This window comes from Shewanella denitrificans OS217, from assembly GCF_000013765.1.
In the GTDB taxonomy this organism is placed as follows: domain Bacteria; phylum Pseudomonadota; class Gammaproteobacteria; order Enterobacterales; family Shewanellaceae; genus Shewanella; species Shewanella denitrificans.
On sequence record NC_007954.1, the window covers coordinates 2,682,926 to 2,709,849 of the forward strand.

The window sequence follows — 26,924 nt, forward strand, 5'->3', positions numbered from 1 at the left end:
GGAAATAATGAGACCATTAAATCGTTAACCCCTGGAAACCTTATAAAACAATAATATATATGAACTTTATACTTGCACTCAAGCTAAAGCAAAGGCTTTATTATTTATAAACAAGGATTTTTCAGTCTGGGTCTTCCACCCCGAACCCATTGGCTTTTGGGTGAAGTTAAAGGACATTGCGCTTATGTACGGCTGCACACAGACGACAGGAAACATTCATCGTAGACTGAAACTTCTACCGTTTAAAGCGGGTCACTTTATTGGGGAAGTCTCATGAATCATTACACCCATTATGTATCGGGCTTTTTTGAACATAACCAAGAAGCAGATGATGTTTTTACAAAACTGATTGAAAATGGACTGCCACCCGAACGCGTTAAAATTTACACACATCATTCTCCTGCACTTACTCATAAACCTACCGAAGGTAACAATGAAGTTTTAAAAGATATATTGGTGGATGGCACTATTGGTGCTGGAGTGGGAACAGGTATTGGTGCGTTAATCGAAGTTGCTCTGATCGCGACCAATGTTACTTTATTTGTGGCCAGCCCCTTAATTGCACCGCTAGTACTACTCGGTTGGGGTGCCAGTATTGGTGGCGTGGTGGGTGCCAGCATAGGTGCAGCTGAAAATAAGAAGCCTTTTTCAGCATTAATTGAAGATGCAATTAAAAATGGGCAAGTTGTACTCGTGGTAGAGGCGCGAACAGCGGCAGAAAAGACTATTGCACAAGAGCTTATCAAAGACTCTATTGGTGACTATAAAGATAGCGATACCGCATAAAAATGGCACCTGCAAATAATTTTGTGCAACTGCCTTTCAACATCTTGCAATGGATGCCTCCATTAAATTGCCGCCGTTAGACGTAGTCATCAGCGCGTTCAGTTTACAACAACAAACTGGTTTGAGCGTGTAGCCAAAGTAGCCAACCTATTACTTAGTGGCTCTTTTGTCACTCTGGTGGAGATTGTTATGAAGATGTGTGTTTCACCCTTGATTTTAAATAAAATATTACTTGAAAAATACAAAAAAATGCAGGTAATGGAGTAAGCTCAAAAATGATAAAAGGGAGAACATAGAGAACAGCATTCATGCCAAGCTCATATAAAGACAATAAAACAAGCGCGATAGAAGTTAGCCCGAATTCAACTCCGAAGTGCGACACTCACCAAATTAAGCGGCTAATTGTTTAAACACAACAGCTGGCTGCTTAAACTTCAAACATTTCTTAGGTCTGTAATTAATCCTGTTCTGGGCAAATAAGATGATGGCGTCGCTTACTGTCCTTAAGTCAGTCCCTTTTTTTACATACTGCCTTAATAAACCGTTGGCATTTTCATTGGCGCCACGTTCCCAAGAACTATACGGATGAGCAAAGTAAAATGTTGTGTCTAACGCGTTGGCTATGACTTCATGATGAGCGAATTCACGACCATTATCGGCAGTTATAGTGTGCACATATTGCTTATAGGGCATCAATAATTCGATAGTCGCTTTAGTCACATCTTCAGCAGATTTTGAGGCCACTTTCTTTATTAAATAAAAACGGGTCTTTCGCTCTAAAATTGTCACTATTGAACCTGTCCCATGCTTGCCTAATACGGTATCGATTTCCCAATCACCGAAACGTTCGCGAGTATCAACAATGGCAGGTCTAGAGTCGATAGAGGTACCATTTTTAATCGCTGGCGCTTTCTCTTTTTTACCTCTGCGATAGCGCTTATGACCTTGCCGTAGATGGCGATATAGCTTGCCGCCTTGACGTTTATTCCTTGCCACAAAGCGGTAAATCCATTCATGACTAACAGCTTGGTTCATGCCCGATAACACCCGTGAAATCTGCTCTGGGCTCCAATCATGTTGCAGTAGGAAGCGGACGAAGTTTATTCTTGTATCGGGGATGGTATATTTGGCTGAATGACGCCGCATCTTACACGCACTGGCTTGAGCGCTGTCAGGGCAATAACCCTGCAGGGCATGACAACGTTTTAGTTCTCGATAGACAGTCGCACGATGACAATTGATAGCTTTTGCAATCAAAGCTATCGAAATACCCTGGTCTAAAAGGACTGAAATCTGATATCTTCTTCCCTCAGTCAACTGCTGATAACTCATAGTGATACTCTTTTTTCTTTGGCGAGATAAAGCCTACCACTTTCAGCAGTTGGCTTCTTCTACGCCTCAATTAAGAGTGTCGCAGTTATTATCTGAATTCGGGAGTAAGCATAAATTTGAATATAAAACGTATGGCATTTTTATAAAATTTACGCCTTTAAGTAAAAATGATAATAACCAGAGAAGGCCAAAAAACCAAGATGCCAACATAAAAATACCCAAAGTAACTTTAAGCTCTACAGGTAAGCCGACATTTTTCCCAACAAATTCTAAAACACTAACCATTCCCATAAAAATTAATACCTTAACCATAATTAGGTGAAAACTTTCAATTTAAAAAACCTTCAATTGAAGATTTATGAAAACCTTATCGAAAGTATTTATTACTAGATGGGTTCGCATCAATATCTTGGCGATTTAGACTAACAGTCCTCATTAAAGAAGTACCAAACAACCATTGATTCTAGGTTATCTAGATTGTCGAAATAAAATTTAATTTTAAAACTAACCCAGACCTGGTAATCTTCACTTTTTAGTAAAAATGAAAAAGTATAAACCGATAATTTGTCATTGTACTCGCTGGGATTTCCGAGTATTTTATAAACACTCTGTTTATCCATCCCATTTTCAATACCTAAAAATGGTGCAAATTTATTAAATAAAAACAACTCGCTTCCACTTTCATGTTCTCGCTCTAGAATGTTGTTTACGAAACACTTTTCCTCAAGTGTTCCCACGCAAGCAGATTCAAAGATGGTTTTTTTATATACGAGTGGCTTGTTTTTCAATGATTCTATATATTTATAAATCACAGCTCCATCTATGTTCTTTTGTTTTTCTGTTGATAAGAGCAAAGGGCCGTCATTGTGGGCGTTGGCAAAAAAGCATGAGTTAGCCATATTTTTATATTTTGAATCAGTTAATATCGATTTTTTTAGACCACCTCCGAACACCCAGCCTTCCTGACCAGATCTAGTTTTAATAAAGTATCTAAAATCATTGAACTTAGTGCCTCTGATAACTATTGATTCTTTGACGGTTGAATGTTGGCCTAGATATAACACGCTTTCATACTCGGCAAGTTTAGTAATCGGCTTTCCTTCACTATCTCTTACTGTCAGGCCACTAACCCAAGAGGAAGCAACATTCCCTGAAGTAAACGAACTATTAATGCCAAACGCGTTAGGTGTAATTAACATTGCAGCAACAATAAAAAACCCCGTTAAAATATTTTTGACAACAATCATTCAACTTCCTTTTTTTTCAATCTGAATTCAACATCCCAGAGCCAGAGCTTACTAATTCATTAATAGGGAGGATCAACCTGAATAATCTACTAATGTTTTTGTGCGAACACAAATTAATGGAGGGTTCTGATTGCTCATCATGTTAACACGTCTAAACAAATCGAACATTAACTATACCGGGAAACTCATTAAGTGATGTTATTACCGCTTCATTCAATTACTATCACCACAGCTGAAAAAAAACGTATAATTTTCATTCCCCTAATTGTTCTTAATGTCATAAGGTAATCCAATTACACATAACTGATTTGTAAATATGCCTAATCAGTGCATCCGCTATTAATGATAAGAAGTTGAACTTTATGTTGTTTGTTAAATCTGTATCCATCTTGCTGTTATTAGGCGTGACGTCTCCTGCAACTGTTGATCTAAGCACTACGGCTGTAAATATAGAGCCAGCTTTGCATCTGGAATCGCCGATAGACGCTCCAACCGGAATAGACAATGCATCCAGCGATGCTGTGAATCCAGTAAACCCTGTCATCGCAAACTTTGCTGCTGTAATTAGCGCGTTTAAATCTCGTGACAAAACCAAAATAGCCGCCGTCATTGCCTACCCCTTTATGCTGCCAAAACCTTTGCAACCTATTATTAATGAGCAAGATATGCTCAATCGGTTTGACCTAGTGTTTGATGAAGCGATAATCGATAAAATAGCAAACTCTTCATTGATAGACTGGGAAACTGTGGGCTGGCGCGGCGTAATGCTGGATAACGGTCAAGTTTGGGGTACCGAGGACGGATTACTTAAGTATGTTGCGAAGAAAACCGATGCCAAAAAACGTGCGTTAATTGATGCTTATAAACTTGAACAGTCAAAACTGCACCCCAGTCTTGCACAATACCGCCGCCCTATTCTCAGTTGGAACTCGGCGCGTTTTAATGTCCGCATTGATGACATGGGCGACGCAGGTTATCGCTATGCCGTATGGCCTGGACATAAATTCCAAGATGACGAACCCGACATGGTCCTCTATCACGGTAGCGTTGAATATGATGGCAGCGCAAATCTTGCTAGCTACACTTTTAATAATGGTAAATACGAGTATCACGTATTTGAGTTTCCAGAAAGCCCCAGCATTGGTCGATTAATGGTTCATCGAGACGGTAAAACCCTTGTTGATTTAGCCTTCGAACAATCGGGTCCCAAGTTCTCAAATAACGTCATTGAAGCTGAAACCACGAGTCCTAGCCGGATAGAGATAGCGCAGGAAATTGCCCGTCGGCTCAAACTTAAAGCAAAACTCGATGATCTTGCCTCCGGCCCCATCGCCTTTGAATATTTACGATATGACCGAGGAAATGGCACTACACTTGGCGAATTAACCCCTCTGCCATTGTCTAAACTCAATGATGTAATCGAATTTACCGTCTCTATCGACAATAAAGGTTGGGATTATGAAGAAGGCAAATCGCCAGTGCCAGCACCCACAACAGAGCAAAAAAAATTTAGTCTAGCGACAGAATTAACATATTGGTCAAATTACGACCTTGCGAAAAATTATAACTGCCACAATCCATTTAATCCTTCAGATATCCCTGAATTGTGTCAACTTTCAGAGCAAGATAATCCTATTTATATTTTGGGTGGCGGCGCGTCTGAGAGTATTGCACTCTTTTTTGAAAACCATAACGGCATTGATAAGCTAGTTCGCTTTCAATACCTGAGTGAAGACCCAGGTTAAGATGATTTTGCTTTCAAGCATAGGACGCAAGGGCTGCGAATTTTTAAAGTGCGGCTCTCAACGCGATAAATGTCGTCGATACTTTCTAAATGCTCACAGTAGTCAGTTCGTGCTTAATCCTCACAAAAAATTAACCTGTTGATAGTTAATGGTTTATTGTGCTTTCGAATTCCTCATCACGCTCTAACTAGATCGAATGCCTAGTTTTAACTTAGGTTTCCCATGGAAAGCTAGGGCATAAAACTATTGATTGATTTTTGAGCTGGTCACATTGTTAATGTTAACGAACTGTTATAGGTTTGCTTTCGACATGTTTCCTTGGTTGCTTTTTAAACTAAACGAAAATGATGTCTTAACCTAAATTTATATGGAGATAATACAATGAAAAAGATCAATGCGGTTAAAGTTCAAAAACTGAAGACTACTGCTGTTGCACTATACCCAATCTGGGAATGCTGGCCTTTCCCAGTATAGTCGGTTAACTGAACGTTCCAGCAATATCTTGAATGTTCAGTGGCTTACTGGCATATCTCTGTGTCAGTAAGCTCGCCTTTAGCATTATGATTTCCCATCATCCCAAAATCTCTGGGTATAAAAATGACAAATATCGATGAATATCACTTAGTACCTCTCAGTATTCAGCCTCAGGGAAAAGAATATCTTGTTGGCAACACAGAATTAGATGAATTTTATCAGCTTCCTGTAGAAGGCGTGCGTGTCATCGAAGGACTAAGAGAGGGACATTCGCTAATTCAAATAAAACAAACCTGCTTAGATGAATTCGCTGAAGACATAGATGTGGGATCATTTGTTGAGTTTTTATTGGAAGTTGAGTTTCTTCATAAAAATAAAACGGACGCCGAATCCGCAATCGCGGCACACTCAAAACTGTCGGCTGAAACAGATAAACGTTGGGTTTTCCAAATGAGTGCAAAAGGGGCCAGCCTGTTCTTTTCATGGCCTGCAGTGCTGATTTACTGCTTGGTGATAACTTGCGCCGCTTACCTTTACGTTACAGAGCCTCAAGCCAGGATCAACCTAAGTGCGCTTTATATAACAGAAAACTTTACCCTATTTTTCCTATCCCTGTTGTTTTTGTTTGCTGTCGTTTCCATGATGCATGAATGTGGCCACATGATTGCTGGGGCACGCCTAGGGTTAGAACCTAAATTAGGCATAGGCAATAGATTGTGGATCATAGTTGCTGAGTGCGATCTCTCCGGCATCTATGGAAAACCCAAATCACAGCGTTATTTACCATTAATGGCGGGTATGTTGGTCGATTTGTTCAGTGTTTCATCCATAGTGATCATCTTGGCTATTTTGTCATCCTATGGCGTTCAGGGGGTCTGGGTTCAAATACTTCAGGCGCTCACATTGCAAATACTCATCACCATTACCTGGCAATTCAATATCTTCTTAAGGACAGATGTGTATTACATACTGTCTAACTACACAGATAACCCCAATTTAGATCAACAGGCCAGAACCTATCTGAGTGCTTGCTTGTTCCGCTTGAGTTTGGGCCGTGTTGGTGCCCCCCTGCCCTCAGCCATAGACAAGCGTCAATTAAAGACAATGCGGTTATTTTCAACCATTTGGTTATTGGGTCGTATCGCCGCAATGATTTTCCTTGTGCTTATTATCGTACCGGCGCTGACACAATACGCCCGTGATGCGTGGCAAGCCGTGGGCGATGGCGCACAAGTTCCCTTCTGGACCAAGGTTGATCTTATCGCCTTCTTCCTCTGCTCACTTTTGGTCTTCGGCGGCGGTATGCTGCTGTGGCTTCGCGGCCGGTTTAACTTTCTAAAAAGGAATCGAAATGTTACAACCTAATGATAATAATAAGTATTTTCATATCCAAGCTTCAGACGCTCAGCGTCAACGAGAGGCAGGGTTTCAAGCTGTGGAACGCGCATTTGAATTAAATGCAGATTTTAACCGCCACGGTGTGTGGAGTGGTGTGTCGGAGTTGGTTGAACAGGCCTGGCTCCACCTGAATGACCAAGACAGTGACGAATTACTGGATAAACATAACTACGCGCTTTATATGGTGCTTGCTGAACATAGAGAGCAGATAGGGTTGAAATATGCGTGTCTGACAGATACGGCCTCTGGCGCTGAAAAAACCAGAAATTTTCCCTTGGACAGAGCCTATCGTATGGTGAACAGTCTCGTGGAGATTGTGAAGCAGTGGAAAGCCTCTGCTGGAGCTCAGCAGAAATGGCGCATAGTGGTTGGCAATTTTTCTGATGCGAATTATTTGGCGAGCCGCTTCTTCCTTGAATTGGCTCGAAGGGTTACCGACATAGATATCCTAGTGCTGACTGATGGTGAAACCTTGCCGTTTGATCTGGCACAACTGGGAATGGCTTTAAACCCAGTTCACCCTATCGATACCTTATCAGCGCAAGCTGAGCCATTGATCCGAGAAATGCCCGCCTTCGATGCAACATTGTACGAACAGCTTATTTCAACCAATGACATGATGAGCTGGGAGAATAGTTTCTCATCCATGCTGGCACATTTTGAGCAGACAGGGGATCCACTCTCAGTCGCTAAAGTCGCCATTCGTGCGCTGTGCTTATATAACCATTACGGCTACTACCATGAGTCCGCAAGCTTCGTCGATAAAGTCCTGCCCTATCTTGAGCAACTCGTGGGAGACGATCAAATCACGCGTTGGTCATACCTCGGCAATATTTTCCAAGGCATGGTCACCACAGGCCGAGAACATGAAGCGCTGGCGGTTATATTGAAATACGCACAGCCCTATCTGACGCAGCCCAGCCTAAAAGCCAGAATGCATTATTTATTGTCCATGGTTTATTTGCGTTATCTGAAACAGCAAGACCTAGAAAAAGCCCAACAACATATCATGCTATCTAAACAAGAGATTGCCACGGCACAAGGCAAGGTCAGCGATTTGGAGCATGATTTCTTAAGTGTGTTTATTGATAACGGACTTGCCTTTCTGAGGGTGCGACAGGGACGCAGTGAAGAAGCCCTCCAACTTTGCTCCGAAGGTTTTAACTTCCTCACTGAACGGCTTGGGGATGAAGCCCATAAATTACACCGCTCCGTACTGCTGTACAATTCTGCTCAAGTCTACACCCTATTAGGTGAAACTGAGGCCGCGCTGAAATTTTACAATGAAGCCGTGGAAATGGATCCCTACTACTCAGAATATTACAACGAGATAGGCAATTTATTGCAGCGCTTAGGTCGATATCAGCAAGCCATCGGCATGTATGAGTCGGCCATCAAATACAGTGCACCCTACTCTGAAGTGTATTCCAATAAGGGGATGTGCCATGTATTTTTGGAGCAATGGCCTGCAGCGCTAGAATGTTTCGCCCACAGCTTGGAATTGTCGCCGCATCAGCAAGATGTTTACCTTGTCAGAGGGGATGTTTTCTCTGGATTCGATGAGCAGGATAAGGCGTTTGCGGATTATTCCCGCGCCATATCCCTAACGGGTGATTCTGCAACCGCTAGGGTTAATCGCGCTGTGATCCATTATGAGCGTGAACAATATGACGCAGCCTTGCGGGACATGAATAGGGCCATTGAATTGGAGCCAAATAACCCTTCTCATTATGAAAATCGGGCCGAAATATTTAAAGCCTTAGGAAATGAAGCTCAAGCCGAGGCCGATTTAGCCCGTAATATTGACTTTGTGACCGCCTAAGGGCGAGTCTAGATGTCACTAACTTGATAGCGTCGCAATCAACAAACTGCCGGCGCTGCAGTGCATCATTAGCCTGAAGACCAGTGAAGAGTGCCCTAAGGCTGGCTAATGTTACACATCCAGATGGTCAAAGTAGCGATTTAAACAGGGAGAACAGATACATGAAAACATTGTTATCACTAGTGGTGATCATCTTATCTTGGGGGGGCATGTCAATGGCGTATGCGGGCAGCAAGGAAACTGAATCTAGGTTACTGCATCTGGTTAACCAACATGTGGATGCGCAAACCCAGTTTGATTCAGGCACATTAACCTCGATTACCGATGAAAGTTATATGGAAGTGTCACCGGCAGGCGAAGTCGATCCGAGAGCCAAGATGCTTGAGTTTTATGCGCCGGAACACAAACGTCCTGGGCCCGTTGTGGCTTTTGAGGAGCCGAAAATACGCATTTACGGCGACACCGCAGTTATTTTAGGAAAGCTGGCTTATTCAATGACACTTCCCCAAGGAGATCAAAGACATTTTGCGATGCGAGGCACCTGGGTTGCATCAAAAATAGGGGCAGACTGGAAGCTGGTCTCGGCACAATTTACCGCAATTCGTTGAGAAAAATTTTGATCTTAACATTGAGACATTGAGCAAATTTAATAAATATCTAGCTCATTTATGGAGAGATGGTAAGCACGCAACTAATCACAAATGCTTCATTTAACACTAGTCTAGCTTACTGCAGGCTTTGCTCAACAAGCCTTCAAGTTGTTGGTACTCATCTGCATCAAGCTTATTCTTAAAAGATGCCGCTAGACTTAGGTACACCCTCGCCTCGGTAGACAAATATAACTCTCGGCCCTTATCTGTAAACAAGATATGTTGCGCCCTTGCATCGAATTGGCAAGTGACACGTTCGATAAGCCCTCGTTTCTCAAGTTTATTGACCATTAAACTCGCCGATGATTTTTGCACCTGCATTTCCGCCGCTATCGCCGACATATGACTGCTGGAGTCGTGTCCAACATCTGTGTCATCTATAGGATCTTCATGCACATGGGCACTCTCTGCAACATGCACATAATGAAGATATTCAAATTCACTGGCGCTCAGTACCTCTTGCTGCTTGTCCTGAACCTGATTACCCCAAGTTTGCGACAATATTCGCTGTAGTTTGATCAGTGAGGTGTGTAAATCCATCGTCATAATTATCGCCGTATCGTAATTGCCATCAAGGTACTAGGTATTAGTTAGCTTAGCAAACTAACACGCCAAGGAGCTAAGTCAAAGCCTCACAGCAGAAATTTTTCTTTCCTAAACGAATGTTAAATTACTTATTATTTATCAGATGGATAACTCGCACTTATTAGTTTGTTTTATGACCGCTACGTTATAAATACATAAATATAGTTTGACTACCTAACCAAAAACCAAGATAGTTAGCTTACCTAACCAATTAAAAGCTAACGACTATGAACACAGATCAACAGACAAGAGATACTTGCCCAATGGGCGCTTGGAATGAACAGCACACCTTAGACTATGTGTCCAAATGGGGTGAACTGCCGCTGCATCAAAAAGTCCCAGAACTGTGCCATTTAAAGAACACTGATAAAGTCTTGGACATAGGCTGTGGTAGTGGTGCAGCCGTCAGAGCTATTGCTAAAACGCTTAAGCTTGGACAAGTGATTGGCATAGACCCAACAGCGAAAATGCTTGAAATCGCCACCAAGCTGACACCTATGGCAACACTCGTGACGAGCGTAACGACAGATACAGATGTTCAGCGTATTCGCTTTATTCACGCGGGCGCCGAAGCCATTCCCCTTGAAAATGACAGCCTAGATCTGGTGCTCGCCGTTAATAGTTTTCACCATTGGACGGACGTCAAAGCTGGCCTAAATGAAGTGTTAAGGGTGCTTAAGCCTCTGGGGAAATTTGTCATTATCGATGATATCTGGGATGAGATGCCCGAATACGCGGCTCAAGCTTGCCCGTCTTTACCCGCCAACAATGAGCAAGACTCAGTTGAAGAGGTCGCAAAAGAGCCAGCACCTAGCATGGCAGAGCTGAAACTGGTGGAAGTCATTAAGCGCACTTTGGCAGAAGCCCAATTTTCTGGCGTTAACAGCCGAGAGTATCGAATGAACGAGGTTGAAGCCGTGATCATCAGCGGTTTCAAAGCTGGATGTTAAGCTAAAAGCCGCCGATATCGATACAGTTAACAACAGCTGTAATCAACGAATACAAACCTATTAATCAACACTTTGGAAAACAACATGAACCTAACCTTAGCCTTACTTGGTCTATCACTTCATATACTTATCTGGGAAAAACTACCAGATTGGGGAAATTGGTTTAATACTATTATCAAACATTTACCTAAACCCTTGGCTTATCTTTACGAGGCATGGCGCTGCCCATTTTGCTTTGGTTTTTGGGCCGCTCTGACACTCCATGGGCTCACTGGGCTGCATACCCTGCCCGATCTTGCTTTTATGTCAGGGTCGATGACTGATAATCTAGGTCAAGGCGCAATTATCATAGTCTGGTTTCTCGATGCGCTAGCCACAGCAACCTTAATCATGCTGGCACAGCTATGCTTAAATGCATTAGCCGTCCCTGCTATTAAAGGTTATCAAATGACCATGGAGTTTAGGCAATCCAAAAATCATGATATCAACGCACCAGAAAACAATTTGGTTGAATAATTGCCATTCTAATTGGGCGATGTAAACAGTTATCAACTTAAGGATTTAACGCCGATATCAACAGTAAATCAGGGGCTAATACCATGACGACAAAAAGCAGTTTACCTACATCGAGTTTGTTTGAAACTGCATTTTCAAGCCAGCGCTTGAATATTAGCCCCATGCCAAAATTTGATCATTTTCAAGCACAGAGCGTGACTCAAGACCCAGATAAAGAAAATGCCATGATAGCAGAGGTCATGGCACTACTCACACCAGCAGCCACAGCCTATTTACCCTCTGAATGGCTTGAGCTAAATAGCATAACTGCGACCAAAAGCTGGTATCAACAAAGGGGCAATGAAGGCGGTTTTTATGGCATTAGACTTAAGCCAGACGACAGACTGGTGGGACTCGTATTTCTCTCGCATGTTACCGATGAAAATTCAGCAATGCATATCGGTTATCTATTGCAGGAGTCCTGCTGGGGCCAAGGTTATGGCAGTGAGCTTATTGCTGCAATCATCACTTGGGCAAGCCTGCAGCCAAACATACACACACTTATCGCTGGCGTTGAAGCTGATAACCACGCCTCCATAGCAGTGTTAAAGAAAAATGGCTTTAAATCACAGTCATCAAATACAGCAAGCAGCACGCTCTTTTTACAAAGGCAGATAGATAACTCTAAGTAAACAAGATTTTATGCATGCGCACTTAATCTCAAATTTCATGCTTACAGCTTTGCGAGATGGCCAGTCATACCAGTGTATTTTTACAATAAAAAAGGCTTACCTAGGTAAGCCTTTTGTGTGTTTCACATTAAAAATGGATTAACGATAAGTCAGGCTGGTACTGCCCTCGCCGCCTTCGTTATCCGTCACAGTCAATTCAACACTCGTGACGCGGCGGTTACGCTGAATGGCAGAAAAGCCTTTCATGGTTTGACCATTGCTAAAGCGCCATTTGTGCTGCTTGATGTAACCATCAGTGTCGTAACTGAAGGAGAAAAACAAGTCAAACACCCACAGTCTTAAGTGGTAAATTTGCGCAATTGGCAGCGCATTTTGCGGTGCAACGCTGACCTCAATGCTCTGGGTCATACTGTGGCTTAAGCCGCCGTTATCTGTCACGGTTAAGGTCACAGCATAATTGCCACTTTGCTGATACTCATGTACTAAGGTTTGACCTTGAGCCACACTGCCATCACCTAAGTCCCACTGGTAACTGACGATTTCGCCGTCGCTATCGGTAGATGTGGAGGTGAAGCTCAGCTGACCTGCATTGGCTTGGTAGCCAAAGCTTGCAACAGGCGCCACATTGGCCGGAGCAAAATTAAGGCTGACTATCACAGGGTCGTGATCTGATGAACGGTACGCATCCCCTTGATACAGATTGGCGATTTGCGCTGCCGACTTGTACTCTTCGTTGTAATCAAGAATAGTGGGCTCATCGGTATTGATGTGCCATTCTTGAGCCGCCACCACATTATCAAGCAGTGAAGCACTGGCTAATGCATGATCCAGCTGACCCGATTCTCCTGAGAACACATAAGAATAGGCATTGCTGTGACCTAAATGCTGGAACAATTCGCTAAAGCCGCCCTGTTCCAATGCCGTAATAGGATCTTCTTTTGCGTAAGCATTCAAGTCACCAATCACTAACACTTGCTGCTCAGGGTAGACAGTATTTAACCACTGGGCTACCGCCGTTGCCGCGCGAGTACGAGTCACATTACAGTTGGCTTGACCATCATTAAGATCCGGATCCCCTAAGGCATCACAGCTACTGCCTTTGGATTTCAAATGGTTTACCGCAACCACAAATTGTTCACCGCTAGCTTGATGGACAAAATTTTGCGTTAGCATAGGGCGGTTTTTAGTGTCATTAAATAACACTTGGCCATTATCATCTAAAGGTGAGTTAGCACTGGTTAATACCTGCGCCGCCCCTTCTGGGGTGACTTTATCGCCGCGATAGACCATGCCAACAGTGATGGCATCTGTGCCTATGCCTGGGCCATCAAGCGCTATGTATTGGTATCTTGGTTCACCTATGGCACTGTTTAGCCCATTAACCAAGTCAGCGATGGCGCTGTTGCTTCCAAAGCCGTCATTCTCGATTTCCATTAAACCATAAACATCGGCATCGATAGCCTGCATAGCGCTAACTATCTTGGCTTTTTGACGAGCAAATTCACTGGCAGAGTCAGCGCCCCTGTCCGTTGGGAAACCGCCACCTATGCCATCACCATTAAAGTAGTTAAGCACGTTGAAGCTTGCCACTTTCATGTCAGCATCTACTGCGTCTGGTGCCAAGGTACGAGGATTATTGGCAACAAAGTTGACAGTTCCTGTGGGCATAATGCGGTATTTACCGAAACCATAGTGCATCACACCGGCTAAGTCTGTGGCTAAATCACCGACTCGCACGCTGTTACTGGCGCTAAGCTCAGGCGCTGGGTAACGAATAGGATCGGGATTTTGCGCCGTTAGGCCATCATCGAGCAATATGCTATCGCGTAAGTTAGCCGCAGTAACTGCTAGCGCATCCGCGCCCGGGGCGGCCACTTGGGTACCGATAAAATGACGGCTGCTGCCTAAACTGATTTCGCCATAACGGCCAAGGTTATAAACTTCATTCACCACCAAAGGCTGACTGAAGTGCACCGCCATGCCTTCAAAACGTTCAAGCTCAGCGATATCGTTCACTGGCAAGGTTATTTCAGCGGCAGTAGGTAGAGGCTGACCTGCTGCACATAAGCTATGGTGAGTGACTTGAGTTAATTGAGTGGTACCTTGATACTCACTGACTTTGGCACGAATGCGTATACTGTCACCGGCTAAATAACCCATAGGGGCATTGCCGGTATAGACAAATACACCTTCAGAAGTGAGTGAGTCTGCATCGACTTGTCCATCAGGCATTTGCAGAAACAGCCCTTTAAGGCCCGCTTCTTGATTACTCACCACCACAGCTTCAACATCTAAGGTTTGGCCGTTTAATGGGCTTGTGTTTGTGGTCCCTTGAATAAGGTGTATGGCTGACGCCGGTTCATTACAGGCGAATTCAACAGGTTCGGTCGGGTCTGGCTCCCCAGGTCCTGCAGCAAACAGGCCTAAATCACTGATGTCATCTTTGGCAAAACCCAGCCAATTATCTAAGCTAACCGCATCATCTATCACAGTATCGGGAGTCAGTGCGTTGGTCTTTCTTCTTATGGTGTTGTCTTGAGTCGATAGGTCTCCGCTACCCCACTCAGAACCTGGGTCCACACCCACTTGTCCTAAGGAATCAATCACTTGCTGCTGCTTATATAACACAATAGCATCGTCGCCATTGAAGAAGCTGGCATTGCTGGCTAAATTGGCTTTAGCCAAAATTTCTGGGCTGGCATCATCATCGGCGATGACATAGGTCGCGCCAGGATTTAACGTGCCCGCCAGCGCGATTGTACTGCCGGCCGTGGTACTGCCATTAAAAAAGAATTTAAGCTGATACTGACTTAAATCGATACTTGCAGCAGAAGGATTGTAAAGCTCAATGGCTTTATTATTACTGCTGCCTTCCACATATTCTGTGATGATTGGATTATCTGCTGCATGACTGAGCGATGAAATCGCCGTTGCCGTCAGCACAGCTAGGCTGGTTTTACTTATCATTGGTGTGTCCCCATATTATTATAAGTTGCCTATTCTGAGCCTTGCTAACCAAACAATTGGTGCCCCTTTTTTTACAGGGTTTGGTCTCAGTCCAGACAGGAGCGTAACTTTAAATTGTTACCAAAAAATGGCAACAAAAAAATTAACAAACATACAACTTTATTACCTAGTTCATCACTATGGGTGACTAAAATAGGGTTAAAAACAAAAATGGCCACCATAGGTGACCATTTAAACATAAAGAATCCAAGTTCTATTGCTTGCTAGCGCTATTTAGTGACATCCACTAAATAACGACCCTGAAGCCAATTCCGCCCAATAAGCAATTTATAACCCATTTTAGTTCTGTCTCTTAGGTTGACCCTGACCAAATGCTCACTGCCCTTTTGGCCTAGATTTAACATAACCGTATAGCGGGTTTCATCCCCTTGGGCGTTGCGGATATATGAAGTGCCATAGACATAGGTTTTAATCGTCTTGCGCTTATTTTTTTCATTCACTGTGGTGAAGGTGATTTTTTTGCCAATATTATTTTTCATATTGACCTTATCTTCATCTTCGATGTGAATATCTATGGCATGTAGTGAGGTCTGTACTGCACCAGAATCAATACGGGTGTTAAACACTAAACCGGCTTCTTTCACATTGATTTTAGCCTGTTCACCAATCAGCTTTTTCTTCGAAACGTCAATAACATAGCCTTTCTTTAAAAAGCTTCTGCCAATGAGTAATTTATACTCCATCGCACTGCGGTCGCGTAAATTGACATCCACCTTGTGGGTCTTGCCTTCAAAACGAATAGGCAATTGAACTATGTAACGGGTTTCTGTGCCTTGGGAGTTGCTCACTGTGGAGGTATCAACAATTTTGGCTTCCATGCGCTTCTTTTCACCCTGTTCGTTCTCAGTGGTGAAGGCGATAGTTTTCCCTATGTTTTTTTTCATTTTCTTGGCGCTGCCACCAATAATCTCTAACTCTGTGGCATGCAAGGATGAATTTTCCGCGCCAGTGTCCATACGAGCATGATAACTCAGGCCCTTGGGTTCAATGGTCATCATCTCAGATTGGCGTAAAATGACTTTATCTCCTGCAAGTGAGACAAAGGAAAACGCAAATAAAACCGTACTAATCAACACGCTTTTAAACATGACTAACCCTATAACGAAAAAAATAGGCCCAAGTGAAATGCACTTGGGCAATGTATTTGATAACTCACTCATCATCAGCTCCTGCTCAAGCAGGACTGTGATGGACGAATTCTACCTCAATAAATGATCAATTTCTTGATCAAAAAGATTTTTTATTAGCCCTGAAAACTCACTGACAAAAATACTCTGAGATGCCGTCGCCCTATGGTTGGCGACCTTAGCTAAAATCTCTTCAAGATCGCTAATTATCGCATCCACTTCGCGGATCACCATATTACGTTGTTCAAATGACAGTTCCGGATTTTGACCACAAACCATGATGATCTGCGCGGCCAATTGCTCTTCAAATAGCTCAAGTACGGTATCTGACATAGCATCTTGAGGATCCGGTGACTCAAACAAGCCAAGGTGCTCAGTAAGGTATTGAATGAGATGTAAATACCCGTCTTTATCTGTAACCATTTTCGCCTCTAAAATCGCGTTATGCTATTGATGTTACTACTTATTTGATACTTTCTGCGACAGGGTTAGCACAAATGAAACTGGCACTGACATGCTAATGCTACTGCTACTCAGGCCGGCGATATCCCGTAATTTATTAACCCCTGCTCCGAGATTAAATTCATCTGCCATCACAATCACAGGTTTCATGCTAGTGACCACAAGCTTGCTAGGGGTTAATTTGGCCACCAGCACATCGATATCCTTAGTTTGCTCTAATCCATGAAGGTGAATTTTCACCGCCACTTGTGTGACTAAGGTTGCCCCTAAGGGCAAGTCATCGATTAATTTAGGGTTCACCTGAGCTGTAAGTTCAAGCTTAGGAAACTTAGCCACTTCAAACAGCAGGCTTGCCATGCGTTCATCGCGAATGCTAATGCCAGTATCGACACTGGCTAAATCTACCACTAATGCCAACTGGCCTTGTTCGCTAAGGCTGCCCTGCAGCTGTTTAAACCTGTGCACTTCGGCGATGTCGACCTTCTTGGTAGATACAAAGCTGATGTTGGAGTGACCAGCATTAACCTGCCAATTTTCAGCGTGTACCCCAGCGCTCACAGCAGCGAAAGTTAACAGACTCAATGTCAGCAAAGGGTTGATAAATCTTTGTATCCGTCCATGTTTCAATGCGTTTTTCATCGCGCGCGCCTTATATCAATTAATACTTAAGCAGTAGAGTAATATGAAATTACCCGCTAGGCTAATTTTTGTAACCATTTATCCAATGCTTGGGCAAATGCGTGCTTATCAGCCTGGGAAAAACTGTTAGGGCCATCGAGCTGCACGCCGCTGCTGCGAAGCTCTTCCATAAAATCACGCATGGTTAATGTCTGGCGGATATTTTGTTCCGTGTACAAGGTACCCCTTGGATTGAGTGCGATAGCGCCATTATTGATGGCATCTCCTGCCAAGGGAATATCAGCTGTGATCACCAGATCGCCGACTTTGACTTGCTCAACAATATAATTATCCGCCTCATCAAACCCTGCACTCACTCTGATGGCTGAGATAAACGGGGATACTGGCACCCTAATAAGTTGGTTAGCCACACAAATGACCTTAACCTGTTTGCGCTCGGCGGCGCGAAATAACATGTCTTTCACCGGATTAGGGCAGGCATCGGCATCCACCCAAATTTTGGCACGACTCGTCTCTTCACTCATAAATTATGGCGCCAATCTGTCTATCTGCCATTCACTGGCGGCTTTAGTGTAAATGAATCTGTCGTGAAGCCTGTGCTCACCGCCCTGCCAAAACTCTATGCTTTTAGGCCGCACTAAAAAGCCGCCCCAAAACTTAGGAATGGGCACTTCACCTTGAGCAAATTTAGCTTTCATCTCATTAAACTTGCCTTCGAGGGCTTGTCTCGCGGTGATTTTACTGGATTGTTTCGATACCCAGGCCGCTATTTGGCTGTCTTTTGGGCGACTGATAAAATACTTAGCCACCTCCATCATAGACAAAGGTTCGGCCTCGCCTAACACTGCCACTTGACGCTCTAAAGGGTGCCAAGGGAACAACAGGCTTATCTGCTTATTAATGGCTATTTGCTTGGCTTTGCGACTCTCAAGGTTAGTGAAAAACACAAACCCTGTGTCATCAAAACGCTTTAATAACACAATGCGCTGAAACGGTTGGCCATTTTCATCCACAGTGGCCACGCACATGGCGGTAGGATCGCTTAAGTTGGCCTCTTTAGCCTGAGTCATCCAAGTTTCAAACAGCGCCATAGGATTGTCTGGCAAGTCTTTACGGCGTAAACCGCCCTTAGTATATTCGCGGCGAATATCACTTAAGTCACTCATGTTAATCCTTAAAATCTAATACCAATCCTAATTAACTGGCATAGTAGCAATAAAAAAGCCAACACAAAAGGTTGGCTTTACTTGATCTTGACTGAGCTCACCTTAGTGTAAGTTACTTCTTCACGAAGCCATGGGCATCGGCCCACACGTGCAGCATTTCAAGACCTAGGCTCGCCCCAGCAAGGGCTGTGATGTCGGCACTGTCATAAGAAGGCGCCACTTCGACTACGTCCATGCCGACGATATTTAATCCACGTAGGCCACGAATAATCTTCATGGCTTTATCTGTGGTTAATCCGCCGCATACTGGCGTACCAGTTCCTGGTGCGAAAGCCGGATCTAAGCAGTCAATATCAAAGGTCACGTATAACGGCATATCGCCAATACGGGCGCGCACTTTTTCAACGATTTGCTCAGGCGTCAAGTCATTGGCCATGGCCGCATCTATGACTTCAAAACCATGACCTTCTTTGGTGTAATCGGTACGAATACCAATTTGCATTGAATGATCTAGGTCGATTAAGCCTTCGCGAGGTGCATGATAGAACATGGTGCCATGATCGTACTTGCTACCTTCGCTATAAGTGTCTGTATGGGCATCGAAATGCAGCAGCGCCATTTTACCGAATTTCTTCTGGTGAGCGCGCAATAACGGCAAGGTCACAAAGTGATCGCCACCAAAGCTTAATAGCCCTTTGTCCGCATCCAATACGCGAGTGGCGAAGGCTTCTAAACGTGTGGTGAAATCTTCTTGATCGCCACAGTTAAACACTAAGTCACCGGCATCAACAATCTTGATGCACTGATTAAGGCTAAAATCCCAAGGCCAGCGAGTATCTTCCCAGGCCAAATTCACCGATGCACGGCGAATGGCTTCAGGTCCCATACGACCACCAGAACGTCCTGTGGTTGCCAAATCAAAAGGTAAACCTATCACAACCACGTTTGCATCGGATTCTGTAGGTTTGAAATTTAGGGGTTGGCGCAAATAACCAAACGCATTGGAATATAGCGAATAATCAGGTTTTTCTGCGATGGTGGTCATAAACTCTCCAGGATGGCAATTGCCGACAATTACATGAATTCAGGGATCAGCACTTCTTTACAAGACTGTTGATAGTGGCTGAAGTGAATATTATACCCTAGGGAAGTGGTAATTGAACAACTCCCTAAGCATAAATGTGCATGAAACTCCTTTTCTTCATGGGCTAAATTAAACCCTATGATGTCCCAACTGCTGGGTTTTAGCCGCGCTAACAAATTAGCGAACACTGGAACCCGATAGTGAGCCAGATCTAGGTTGGTTTCTATGCTCACATAGGCGCTTTGTTCTTGGGGGCTGATGTGTATGGTGAAGTACTTGTCGTCTTTGATGCCATTGACCGAATAACCAAAGGGGCTAAAGAGGTGGTCGTCCAAGATAAAGTCGGCAAACAAGGTTGAGAGCTGTAGCTTCTGCCGAATGACCGCAGCCTCTTGTGCCTCTGAGCGTAAATAATCGGCGATATCGCCACTGATGTGATACATCAATAGCTCACAGGTTATCTCTTTCTGCGCCTTGGGATAAGGCTTGGGGCTATGAAATAGGTAATGATGATGACTGTCTAAGTGACCGATACGATAGGCTTTGCCTGTGATGTGCTGACGTATAAGTGCGATATCTTCGGCAAATGTGCTGGGTTGTAGCGCGGCAATAAACTCATTTTTACGCTGAAAACTCACAAAACTTATGACATCGACACCTATGCATTGAATAAAGTGCAGCAGCGCATCTACTAAGCGAGTACCGCCGCAGGTAAGCATCACCAGTTTATTATCCCACACAAACAAACTGGATTCGCTCAAGATATAGCTATCCAGATAATCATTACTCACCTGAGAGAGGATATCCGCATCGGCGCTGGCCACTAGGGCCTGCCAAAAATCCATCCCAAGATGCCTAAGGTTCGGCCCAGTTTCACTGACCACCACTTCAAGTTTTTTTTCGGCGCCTTCAAAAAATAAGCTCATAAGCTCACACAAACTCCAACAAAAGACTAATACCAATCGTATTAATTATCTGGTCATTCAGCGGGAGCATAGCAAGCACCCTTTGAAATGTTAACGCGCAAGGCATAAAAAAACCGGGTTACCCCGGTTTTTATTGTCAGCCATTACAGCCGGTTTACACTAAGACACCTTTACTTAGAAATCTTCTAAGTAAGTGTAACCTTTAAGTCCAAGTTGTAACTCTTCTAAAATTGAAGCACGTTCGTCTTCAACAATGTGCTGTTCAACTAATTCTTCATAGGTATGCATAAACTCATCAGCATCTAAGTTAACGTAACGCAGAACGTCAGCCACAGTGTCACCGTCTAACGTCGACTCAATTCGTGCTTTACCGTTATCTTCAACAAATACCACAGCCGAATTAGTGTCACCAAAGAGGTTATGCATGTCGCCCAAGATTTCTTGGTATGCACCCACCATGAAGAAGCCAATCAGGTACGGGTTAGCAGGATCCCATGCGGGTACTGGCAATGTCGTCTCGATACCTTGACCATCTACGTATTGATCGACAATACCGTCGGAGTCACAAGTGATATCTAGCATTACTGCACGGCGCTCTGGCGCTTTATCAAGGCAAGTCAGTGGCAATACTGGGAATACTTGGTCGATACCCCATGCATCTGGCAATGACTGGAATAATGAGAAGTTAACGAATAGCTTGTCAGCTAATTTTTCGTTTAATTCATCAATCACCGGTCTGTGGTAACGGTTGTTATTGCTTAGCAAACCTTTTACTTCATGACAGACACGTAAGTTGGTTTGCTCAGCCCAGGCTCTATCCATCAGGCTTAATTGCCCGACGGCAAACAAAGAATGCGCTTCGGCGATATCGCTTTGGCTATCGTGATAAATTTCAATAATTGCACGTTGATCGTGACGACCGCTGATCTCTGTCCAAGACTGCCACATGTTATGTAATAGTTGCGGCGCATCTTCGGCTGGTGCTTGAATATTTTCAGGCATATAGGCTTCAGTGCCAATCACGTCAGTGATTAACACTGCGTGGTGCGCAGTCAAGTGACGACCAGATTCAGAAATAATACGTGGCATTGGCTGCTCGTATTCGTTACACAAATCCGTTAACACGTTAACGATATTATTGGCGTACTCGGTTAAACCGTAGTTCATCGAGTTATTGCTTTGACTGCGAGTGCCATCATAGTCAACCGCTAAGCCGCCGCCGACATCGAAACAGTTAATGCTGGCACCCAGTTGACGTAACTCACAATAGAAACGGCCCGCTTCACTCACACCTTGGCGAATATCACGAATGTTGGCAATTTGAGAACCTAAGTGGAAATGCAATAACTGTAAAGACTCCAACATGTTGGCTTCTTTCAGCTCATCAACTACTTTAAGCACTTGGGCTGCAGAAAGGCCAAACTTAGATTTTTCGCCGCCACTGGCTTGCCATTTACCTTTGCCTTGGAATGCAAGACGGGTGCGTAAACCAAGACGGGGAGTGACGCCAAGCTCACGGGCTTCTTCAAGCACCATTTTAAGCTCAGACATCTTCTCAAGTACGATGTAAACTTTATGGCCTAGCTTTTCACCAATTAAGGCTAAACGAACGTATTCTTTATCTTTGTAACCATTACAGACGATTACTGAGCTGGCTTTTTGTGCCATGGCGAGTACCGCCATCAATTCAGGCTTACTGCCTGCTTCTAAACCCAGCTGAGGTACTTCTTTAGAGACTTGGCTGGCTAGAATTTCTTCAACTACCGTTTTCTGTTGGTTTACCTTGATGGGGTACACCAATAAGTAATCGTTTTGATACTCGTATTTTTGAATGGCCTGGTTAAATGCATCACACAGGCTTTCGACTCTGTGGTGCAAAATTTGCGGGAAACGCACTAATACAGGTAAGGCAATACCTGCTTGGACCAAATCTTGTGCCAGTGTATCTAAGGCGACCTTGTTGGATGGGTTTAATGGATCGGGCGATACTGTCACCTCGCCAGCTTCACCGATACCGTAAAAGCCTTGGCTCCAATGAGTCACATTGTAGCCTGCGCGGGCATCTTCGATTGTCCAATCATTCATATATAAATTCCCATAATATTAATATTGAGCAGCGGCCGACTCGGCGGATTTGACTGCTGTAATAAACCATACCAAAGCACTGTTTTTATACCTTGGTTCACCGCCGGCTGATATCGCTATCGTCGCCGCTTAAAAAAGACCCAAATTAATGGCTTGAACTCAGGCCTGTGAACTTTTCATTTAAAACTAACCCGCACACTAAAAACTCCAGAAACAGGCGTTAGTATAGCGCGATCCGCGATAACATCGAATGAGTCAAACAGATAAAACTTGCAATAACTCTGTGGCTGCAGCGTAAAGAGGCAAACGAGATAGACAGATTTGAAAGGGTGAACAAACACTATAAAAAGGGTATTTATGTACATTCTACCTGAATCGTCTCCCAAGTCTGATTTGCATCGTTAACCACGCTGTTTGCCGATCCTTGCTGGCAGAGCATAACACTCAAAATTGCTGGCAATAATAATTACAATCAGCGATCGGCGCAATTAAACCGCGAGCGGCTGCTGATTGCAAGTAAGAAGCTTTGATCTGGTTAAAAAAATCCTGTTAGCCGTGCTTAGGCACATCGTTAGCGCCTCCATAACCAACAATCGCTCTCGGCCTTAACTGCCATAAGGCATCACAGAGTCATATGTATGATGTTTTTTCATTCAATTCACCTTTAATTAATGAACTTTTAATCCATTGTATTTTTTATACTAGGCAAAGGGCCCTGGAAAGTTACAATCGACACAATTGAGTATATAATCAGGGCGATTTTTACTTTTATAAGCGAAACAGAGTCACAGATGATACAGATTGGAAAGAACTACCCACTTGAAGTGGTAAAAGAAGTCAGCTTTGGTGTGTATCTTAATGCACAGGAGCTCGGTCAAGTGCTCTTGCCTAAGAAGTTTGTCCCTAAAGGTTGCGCTGTGGGTGACATTTTAAACGTGTTCTTGTATTTAGACTCTGAAGACATAGTTATCGCCACTACCCAAACACCACTGGCTCAAGTGGGTGAGTTTGCCTACCTTAAAGCGGTAGCAACCAGCTCTTATGGCGCGTTTCTCGATTGGGGCTTAGACAAAGACTTATTATTGCCTTTCGGTGAACAGCACAGAGAGATTGAAGTTGGCCGCTCTTACTTAGTGTATGTCTATGCGAACCAGGCCGATGAGCGCATTGTTGCTTCATCAAAAGTCGATAAATTCCTCGATAAAACCCCTGCCGAATATCAAGCTGGCGAAGAAGTTGAACTCTATATCGGCGGCACGACTGACTTAGGCTTTAAAGCCATAGTCAATCACCAGCATTGGGGCGTGTTGTTTCAGAATGAAGTATTCCAAAGACTCAGCTTCGGGCAAAAGATCAACGGCTTTGTTAAACAAGTGCGCAGCGACGGTAAAATTGATTTAATTTTACAAAAAGGTGCCCAGCAGTCCTTCGATAAACACTCTGAAACCATTATCAATAAGCTGCATCGTGCCGGTGGTTTCTTACCCCTAACCGATAAGACAGATGCAGAAGTGATCTATGAACAGTTAGGCATGAGTAAGAAAGCATTTAAACGTGCTATCGGCGGTTTATTCAAAGCCGGACAGCTCAGTATAGATGCCGACGGCTTGCGTTCGAGCAAATAAACCCTGTTTTAACTCAGTGAGAGTGTATTCAGTCACAGGCTTCTGTTATAAATGGAAGCCTGTTTTCTTTTGAGATGTATGATGGAACTCACTGAATTTGAAGCAAGAGTCATAGGCTGCCTGTTAGAAAAGGAAGTCACGACCCCAGATCAATACCCGCTTTCACTTAATGCCCTCACGCTTGCCTGTAACCAAAAAAGCAGCCGTGAACCGGTAATGAGTCTCACAGAAAGCCAAGTTCAAGCAAGCCTTGATGAATTAGCCAAGAAGCGCTTAGTCAGTGAACAATCTGGCTTTGGTAGTAGAGTCGTTAAATACAAGCACAGATTCTGCAATACCGAGTTCAGTGAACTGCAATTCTCCAGTGCAGAGCTTTCATTAATCTGCTTGTTGCTACTCAGAGGCCCACAAACGCCTGGGGAGCTCAAGAGTCGCAGTCAAAGACTGCATGAATTTTCCCATGTCAGTGAAGTTGAACATTGCCTGTATAGCTTGTCTCAGTCAGATAAGCCTCATGTTGCTATGTTGGCAAGGGAGCCCAATAAACGTGAACATCGTTACATCGAACTCTTCAGCCATGGCGTAAGTGAGGCTTTGACCTTGGCCGCTGACACACAGCATCAGCGCCCTCCACAAACACCTCATCTCAGCAGCAGAACAAATGTGGACAATTCTTACGAATCTGATGAGAGGTTCACCCAGCTTGAAGGCAGAATTAATCAGCTCGAACAACAAGTGGCATCTTTAGAGGCCAAGCTACTGGGTTTATTGAGCAATACATAAGGCAAGCTAGGCATCTGGCAATTCGGCTAAGCCAAGTCTCACTGCCTTGTAATGTACTAGGCACAAACTTAAGGAAACAACAATGGCGTTATCCCGCAAGCCCTCCGGGCTTAAACACATCTGGTTAATTGCACTCAATGAAGTCAGTAAGCGCTTTACCCAAGGCCAAGGTTTAGTCGCCTTGTTGGCATTTATATTGATCTGGGGACTTATTCTGCTTTACCCCATCAAGGAGGCCACCTTCTTCTTGCTCGACCCAAGCTTTAAACAGCTGACTCTGGCTGTGTTTGGTCCCAATGCACTGGATCAATTGTTTATGTGGCCCGTGGCGGAATTTGCTGTGTTTTGGTGTGCCGGTTTGTATCTGTTCCCCATGTTCAGTATTTTTATCAGTGCCGACCAATTTAGCTCAGATAAACACAGAGGGACTTTTAGATTTTACAGCTTAAGGGTCAGTCGTGATTCGCTATTTTTTGGCCGTTTTCTCGGGCAGATGTTGATCCAGCTCGCGCTCATTTGTTTTACTGTCTTAGCAACGATTGCCTTGGCATTAAGCCGTGATCCAAGTTTGTGGCTGGAGGCCATCAGCACAGGTTTTTATGTATTGCTGAATATTGTTATCGTGCTGTTACCTTACACTGCTGTGATGGCACTTTTCTCTCTATATGCAAAATCTGCACGGCAAGCCACTATTTTCGCCGTCATTCTGTGGGCCTTAGTGTCTATTTGCATTGCCGTGATTAATAGCCAGTTCCCCAGTGTTGATTTCTTACAATGGGCCCTTCCCGGCTCGCAGATCATTAGCATGATGAACACCCAAGGCACTGCTGCTTTACTGTTCGCCCCCATTCCTTTACTGCAAACCTTAATCATCTTATTCATCGGAAGGCTTTATATGCAAAGGAGCTCATTATGATGCTGATAGAATGCCAACAAGTCTCTAAGCACTACGGTGATAAATTAGCCCTAGATAAAGTGTCATTGTCCTTAAGTGCAGGGGCTCCTATTGGTCTTGTTGGCCCAAATGGTGCAGGTAAAACCACCCTATTTAGCTTATTGTGCGGCTATATTTTACCTAGTGAAGGTGATATTCGCATCATGGGGCACAAAGCTGGGAGCTCAGAGTTACTGGGACTTGTCTCGGCGCTGCCACAAGATGCGGCGTTAGATCCCAATTTAACTGTGTTAGAACAACTGAGCTTTTTTGCACGTTTGCAAGGCATGCCTAAAATGGCGGCCAAAGAAGAAGCCTTAAGAGTGCTGGCATTAGTCGATTTAAGCAGTTCTGCCAAGCTTAAACCTAAGAGTCTGAGTCATGGTATGGGTAAGCGGGTCGCTATCGCTCAGGCCTTAATTGGTGAGCCTAAATTAGTCTTACTGGATGAGCCAACGGCAGGACTCGACCCCGTCAATGCAAGGCTCATTCGCCAGATAGTAAAATCCCAATCCATTAACACTCAGTTTGTTATTAGCTCCCATAACTTGGAAGAGCTTGAAAAATTGTGCGACCAAATTGTCTATCTAGAACAAGGAAGATTAGCGCAATCAGTCTCCTTAGCCCAACAAGACGGCAGTGCTTATCTTACCCTAGTGATGAAACAAGCCGACTACCCTGCACTTGTTAGCGCCATCAAGGCCCTCCCCTCTGTGCTTGATGTGACCAATAAGGAAGAGCAACTGCTTATCAGCTATCAAGCGGCTGCAAATGTTGACCTAGAGCAAGCCTTATTCTCCCTTTTCAGCACACAGGGCTGGCAATACAAGATGCTGTTAAAAGGCAGAAGCTTGGAAGATACCTTGTTCGCGTAAACTTAGGTGGCTTTG

Annotated in this window: 24 protein-coding genes; 12 read left to right on the plus strand and 12 right to left on the minus strand. The window is 44.0% G+C overall.

The window, feature by feature from the left end:
• Positions 1 to 273: 273 nt before the first annotated feature.
• Complete coding sequence (locus SDEN_RS11730; RefSeq protein WP_011496693.1) at positions 274 to 786, plus strand: hypothetical protein; 513 nt, start codon at positions 274 to 276, stop codon at positions 784 to 786.
• A gap of 390 nt (positions 787 to 1,176) precedes the next feature.
• Here the strand turns inward: SDEN_RS11730 and SDEN_RS11735 are convergent, their stop codons facing one another.
• The gene (locus tag SDEN_RS11735) at positions 1,177 to 2,118 is read right to left on the minus strand and encodes an IS30-like element ISSde3 family transposase (RefSeq protein WP_011494504.1); all 942 of its coding nucleotides are present in this window, start codon (positions 2,116 to 2,118) and stop codon (positions 1,177 to 1,179) included.
• Between the two features lie 422 nt (positions 2,119 to 2,540).
• Positions 2,541 to 3,365, minus strand: coding sequence for a hypothetical protein (locus tag SDEN_RS11745; protein WP_011496694.1), 825 nt, complete (start codon positions 3,363 to 3,365; stop codon positions 2,541 to 2,543).
• Positions 3,366 to 3,727: 362 nt separating this feature from the next.
• Between SDEN_RS11745 and SDEN_RS19860 the strand changes: the two genes are divergently transcribed.
• The 4 genes from SDEN_RS19860 to SDEN_RS11765 all read left to right on the plus strand — a co-directional run bounded on the left by SDEN_RS19860 (position 3,728) and on the right by SDEN_RS11765 (position 9,412).
• Complete coding sequence (locus SDEN_RS19860) at positions 3,728 to 5,110, plus strand: hypothetical protein (protein WP_011496695.1); 1,383 nt, start codon at positions 3,728 to 3,730, stop codon at positions 5,108 to 5,110.
• A 597-nt stretch (positions 5,111 to 5,707) separates the two neighbouring features.
• The gene (locus SDEN_RS11755; protein ID WP_011496696.1) at positions 5,708 to 6,949 is read left to right on the plus strand and encodes a hypothetical protein; all 1,242 of its coding nucleotides are present in this window, start codon (positions 5,708 to 5,710) and stop codon (positions 6,947 to 6,949) included.
• Positions 6,936 to 8,804: a tetratricopeptide repeat protein gene (locus tag SDEN_RS11760; RefSeq protein ID WP_011496697.1), complete on the plus strand. Its 1,869-nt coding sequence runs from the start codon at positions 6,936 to 6,938 to the stop codon at positions 8,802 to 8,804. The genes SDEN_RS11755 and SDEN_RS11760 overlap by 14 nt, the downstream gene beginning before the upstream one ends.
• Before the next feature lie 161 nt (positions 8,805 to 8,965).
• Positions 8,966 to 9,412: a nuclear transport factor 2 family protein gene (locus SDEN_RS11765; protein ID WP_011496698.1), complete on the plus strand. Its 447-nt coding sequence runs from the start codon at positions 8,966 to 8,968 to the stop codon at positions 9,410 to 9,412.
• Between the two features lie 108 nt (positions 9,413 to 9,520).
• Here SDEN_RS11765 and SDEN_RS19865 read toward each other — a convergent pair whose 3' ends face one another.
• Entirely contained in the window at positions 9,521 to 10,000 is a 480-nt protein-coding gene (locus SDEN_RS19865; protein ID WP_011496699.1) for a MarR family winged helix-turn-helix transcriptional regulator, read from the minus strand.
• A 266-nt stretch (positions 10,001 to 10,266) separates the two neighbouring features.
• On the opposite strand from SDEN_RS19865, the gene SDEN_RS11775 reads away from it, so the two are divergent.
• From SDEN_RS11775 to SDEN_RS19870, 3 genes are all read left to right on the plus strand, one after another.
• Positions 10,267 to 10,989 (plus strand): class I SAM-dependent methyltransferase, encoded by a 723-nt coding sequence (locus tag SDEN_RS11775; protein ID WP_011496700.1) that lies wholly within the window; start codon positions 10,267 to 10,269, stop codon positions 10,987 to 10,989.
• Between the two features lie 84 nt (positions 10,990 to 11,073).
• The gene (locus SDEN_RS11780; RefSeq protein WP_011496701.1) at positions 11,074 to 11,505 is read left to right on the plus strand and encodes a hypothetical protein; all 432 of its coding nucleotides are present in this window, start codon (positions 11,074 to 11,076) and stop codon (positions 11,503 to 11,505) included.
• 83 nt (positions 11,506 to 11,588) lie between these two features.
• The gene (locus tag SDEN_RS19870) at positions 11,589 to 12,176 is read left to right on the plus strand and encodes a GNAT family N-acetyltransferase (RefSeq protein ID WP_011496702.1); all 588 of its coding nucleotides are present in this window, start codon (positions 11,589 to 11,591) and stop codon (positions 12,174 to 12,176) included.
• A gap of 138 nt (positions 12,177 to 12,314) precedes the next feature.
• Here SDEN_RS19870 and SDEN_RS11790 read toward each other — a convergent pair whose 3' ends face one another.
• From SDEN_RS11790 to speA, 9 genes are all read right to left on the minus strand, one after another.
• On the minus strand, positions 12,315 to 15,143 hold the full coding sequence (locus SDEN_RS11790; protein WP_011496703.1) for an ExeM/NucH family extracellular endonuclease: 2,829 nt from the start codon (positions 15,141 to 15,143) through the stop codon (positions 12,315 to 12,317).
• Positions 15,144 to 15,412: 269 nt separating this feature from the next.
• Entirely contained in the window at positions 15,413 to 16,291 is an 879-nt protein-coding gene (locus SDEN_RS11795) for a RimK/LysX family protein (RefSeq protein ID WP_041406296.1), read from the minus strand.
• A gap of 111 nt (positions 16,292 to 16,402) precedes the next feature.
• Positions 16,403 to 16,753 carry a DUF3802 family protein gene (locus SDEN_RS11800; protein ID WP_011496705.1) on the minus strand — a complete coding sequence of 117 codons (351 nt, stop codon included), beginning with the start codon at positions 16,751 to 16,753 and terminating at the stop codon, positions 16,403 to 16,405.
• A 36-nt stretch (positions 16,754 to 16,789) separates the two neighbouring features.
• On the minus strand, positions 16,790 to 17,431 hold the full coding sequence (locus tag SDEN_RS11805; protein ID WP_011496706.1) for a YceI family protein: 642 nt from the start codon (positions 17,429 to 17,431) through the stop codon (positions 16,790 to 16,792).
• A gap of 56 nt (positions 17,432 to 17,487) precedes the next feature.
• A complete protein-coding gene (locus tag SDEN_RS11810; RefSeq protein WP_011496707.1) occupies positions 17,488 to 17,955 on the minus strand; it encodes a YaiI/YqxD family protein in 468 nt (155 codons plus the stop codon).
• Positions 17,956 to 17,958: 3 nt separating this feature from the next.
• Positions 17,959 to 18,597 (minus strand): pyridoxamine 5'-phosphate oxidase, encoded by a 639-nt coding sequence (pdxH, locus tag SDEN_RS11815; protein WP_011496708.1) that lies wholly within the window; start codon positions 18,595 to 18,597, stop codon positions 17,959 to 17,961.
• Positions 18,598 to 18,709: 112 nt separating this feature from the next.
• Positions 18,710 to 19,642: an agmatinase gene (gene speB, locus SDEN_RS11820; protein WP_011496709.1), complete on the minus strand. Its 933-nt coding sequence runs from the start codon at positions 19,640 to 19,642 to the stop codon at positions 18,710 to 18,712.
• A 29-nt stretch (positions 19,643 to 19,671) separates the two neighbouring features.
• Positions 19,672 to 20,607 carry an adenosylmethionine decarboxylase gene (locus SDEN_RS11825; protein ID WP_011496710.1) on the minus strand — a complete coding sequence of 312 codons (936 nt, stop codon included), beginning with the start codon at positions 20,605 to 20,607 and terminating at the stop codon, positions 19,672 to 19,674.
• A gap of 174 nt (positions 20,608 to 20,781) precedes the next feature.
• Positions 20,782 to 22,692 (minus strand): biosynthetic arginine decarboxylase, encoded by a 1,911-nt coding sequence (gene speA / locus SDEN_RS11830; RefSeq protein ID WP_011496711.1) that lies wholly within the window; start codon positions 22,690 to 22,692, stop codon positions 20,782 to 20,784.
• Between the two features lie 791 nt (positions 22,693 to 23,483).
• On the opposite strand from speA, the gene SDEN_RS11835 reads away from it, so the two are divergent.
• The 4 genes from SDEN_RS11835 (at position 23,484) to SDEN_RS11850 (ending at position 26,909) form a co-directional block, all read left to right on the plus strand.
• Positions 23,484 to 24,317, plus strand: coding sequence for a CvfB family protein (locus tag SDEN_RS11835; RefSeq protein ID WP_011496712.1), 834 nt, complete (start codon positions 23,484 to 23,486; stop codon positions 24,315 to 24,317).
• An 81-nt stretch (positions 24,318 to 24,398) separates the two neighbouring features.
• Complete coding sequence (locus tag SDEN_RS11840) at positions 24,399 to 25,100, plus strand: YceH family protein (protein WP_041405789.1); 702 nt, start codon at positions 24,399 to 24,401, stop codon at positions 25,098 to 25,100.
• 82 nt (positions 25,101 to 25,182) lie between these two features.
• Positions 25,183 to 26,016, plus strand: coding sequence for an ABC transporter permease (locus SDEN_RS11845; RefSeq protein ID WP_011496714.1), 834 nt, complete (start codon positions 25,183 to 25,185; stop codon positions 26,014 to 26,016).
• Positions 26,013 to 26,909 (plus strand): ABC transporter ATP-binding protein, encoded by an 897-nt coding sequence (locus SDEN_RS11850; protein ID WP_011496715.1) that lies wholly within the window; start codon positions 26,013 to 26,015, stop codon positions 26,907 to 26,909. The genes SDEN_RS11845 and SDEN_RS11850 overlap by 4 nt, the downstream gene beginning before the upstream one ends.
• Positions 26,910 to 26,924: the final 15 nt, after the last annotated feature.

What these genes read in the sequence shown, in the direction of transcription:
- SDEN_RS11765 (WP_011496698.1), top strand. Translation starts at nt 8,966, where the DNA reads ATGAAAACATTGTTATCACTAGTGGTGATCATCTTATCTTGGGGGGGC.
- SDEN_RS11835 (WP_011496712.1), top strand. Translation starts at nt 23,484, where the DNA reads ATGATACAGATTGGAAAGAACTACCCACTTGAAGTGGTAAAAGAAGTC.
- pdxH (WP_011496708.1), bottom strand. Translation starts at nt 18,597, where the DNA reads ATGAGTGACTTAAGTGATATTCGCCGCGAATATACTAAGGGCGGTTTA.
- speB (WP_011496709.1), bottom strand. Translation starts at nt 19,642, where the DNA reads ATGACCACCATCGCAGAAAAACCTGATTATTCGCTATATTCCAATGCG.
- SDEN_RS11730 (WP_011496693.1), top strand. Translation starts at nt 274, where the DNA reads ATGAATCATTACACCCATTATGTATCGGGCTTTTTTGAACATAACCAA.
- SDEN_RS11850 (WP_011496715.1), top strand. Translation starts at nt 26,013, where the DNA reads ATGATGCTGATAGAATGCCAACAAGTCTCTAAGCACTACGGTGATAAA.
- SDEN_RS11800 (WP_011496705.1), bottom strand. Translation starts at nt 16,753, where the DNA reads ATGGTTACAGATAAAGACGGGTATTTACATCTCATTCAATACCTTACT.
- SDEN_RS19870 (WP_011496702.1), top strand. Translation starts at nt 11,589, where the DNA reads ATGACGACAAAAAGCAGTTTACCTACATCGAGTTTGTTTGAAACTGCA.
- SDEN_RS19860 (WP_011496695.1), top strand. Translation starts at nt 3,728, where the DNA reads ATGTTGTTTGTTAAATCTGTATCCATCTTGCTGTTATTAGGCGTGACG.
- SDEN_RS11745 (WP_011496694.1), bottom strand. Translation starts at nt 3,365, where the DNA reads ATGATTGTTGTCAAAAATATTTTAACGGGGTTTTTTATTGTTGCTGCA.
- SDEN_RS11760 (WP_011496697.1), top strand. Translation starts at nt 6,936, where the DNA reads ATGTTACAACCTAATGATAATAATAAGTATTTTCATATCCAAGCTTCA.
- SDEN_RS11810 (WP_011496707.1), bottom strand. Translation starts at nt 17,955, where the DNA reads ATGAGTGAAGAGACGAGTCGTGCCAAAATTTGGGTGGATGCCGATGCC.
- SDEN_RS11775 (WP_011496700.1), top strand. Translation starts at nt 10,267, where the DNA reads ATGAACACAGATCAACAGACAAGAGATACTTGCCCAATGGGCGCTTGG.
- SDEN_RS11795 (WP_041406296.1), bottom strand. Translation starts at nt 16,291, where the DNA reads ATGTTTAAAAGCGTGTTGATTAGTACGGTTTTATTTGCGTTTTCCTTT.
- SDEN_RS11735 (WP_011494504.1), bottom strand. Translation starts at nt 2,118, where the DNA reads ATGAGTTATCAGCAGTTGACTGAGGGAAGAAGATATCAGATTTCAGTC.
- SDEN_RS11845 (WP_011496714.1), top strand. Translation starts at nt 25,183, where the DNA reads ATGGCGTTATCCCGCAAGCCCTCCGGGCTTAAACACATCTGGTTAATT.
- SDEN_RS11805 (WP_011496706.1), bottom strand. Translation starts at nt 17,431, where the DNA reads ATGAAAAACGCATTGAAACATGGACGGATACAAAGATTTATCAACCCT.
- SDEN_RS19865 (WP_011496699.1), bottom strand. Translation starts at nt 10,000, where the DNA reads ATGACGATGGATTTACACACCTCACTGATCAAACTACAGCGAATATTG.
- SDEN_RS11780 (WP_011496701.1), top strand. Translation starts at nt 11,074, where the DNA reads ATGAACCTAACCTTAGCCTTACTTGGTCTATCACTTCATATACTTATC.
- SDEN_RS11840 (WP_041405789.1), top strand. Translation starts at nt 24,399, where the DNA reads ATGGAACTCACTGAATTTGAAGCAAGAGTCATAGGCTGCCTGTTAGAA.
- SDEN_RS11755 (WP_011496696.1), top strand. Translation starts at nt 5,708, where the DNA reads ATGACAAATATCGATGAATATCACTTAGTACCTCTCAGTATTCAGCCT.
- speA (WP_011496711.1), bottom strand. Translation starts at nt 22,692, where the DNA reads ATGAATGATTGGACAATCGAAGATGCCCGCGCAGGCTACAATGTGACT.
- SDEN_RS11790 (WP_011496703.1), bottom strand. Translation starts at nt 15,143, where the DNA reads ATGATAAGTAAAACCAGCCTAGCTGTGCTGACGGCAACGGCGATTTCA.
- SDEN_RS11825 (WP_011496710.1), bottom strand. Translation starts at nt 20,607, where the DNA reads ATGAGCTTATTTTTTGAAGGCGCCGAAAAAAAACTTGAAGTGGTGGTC.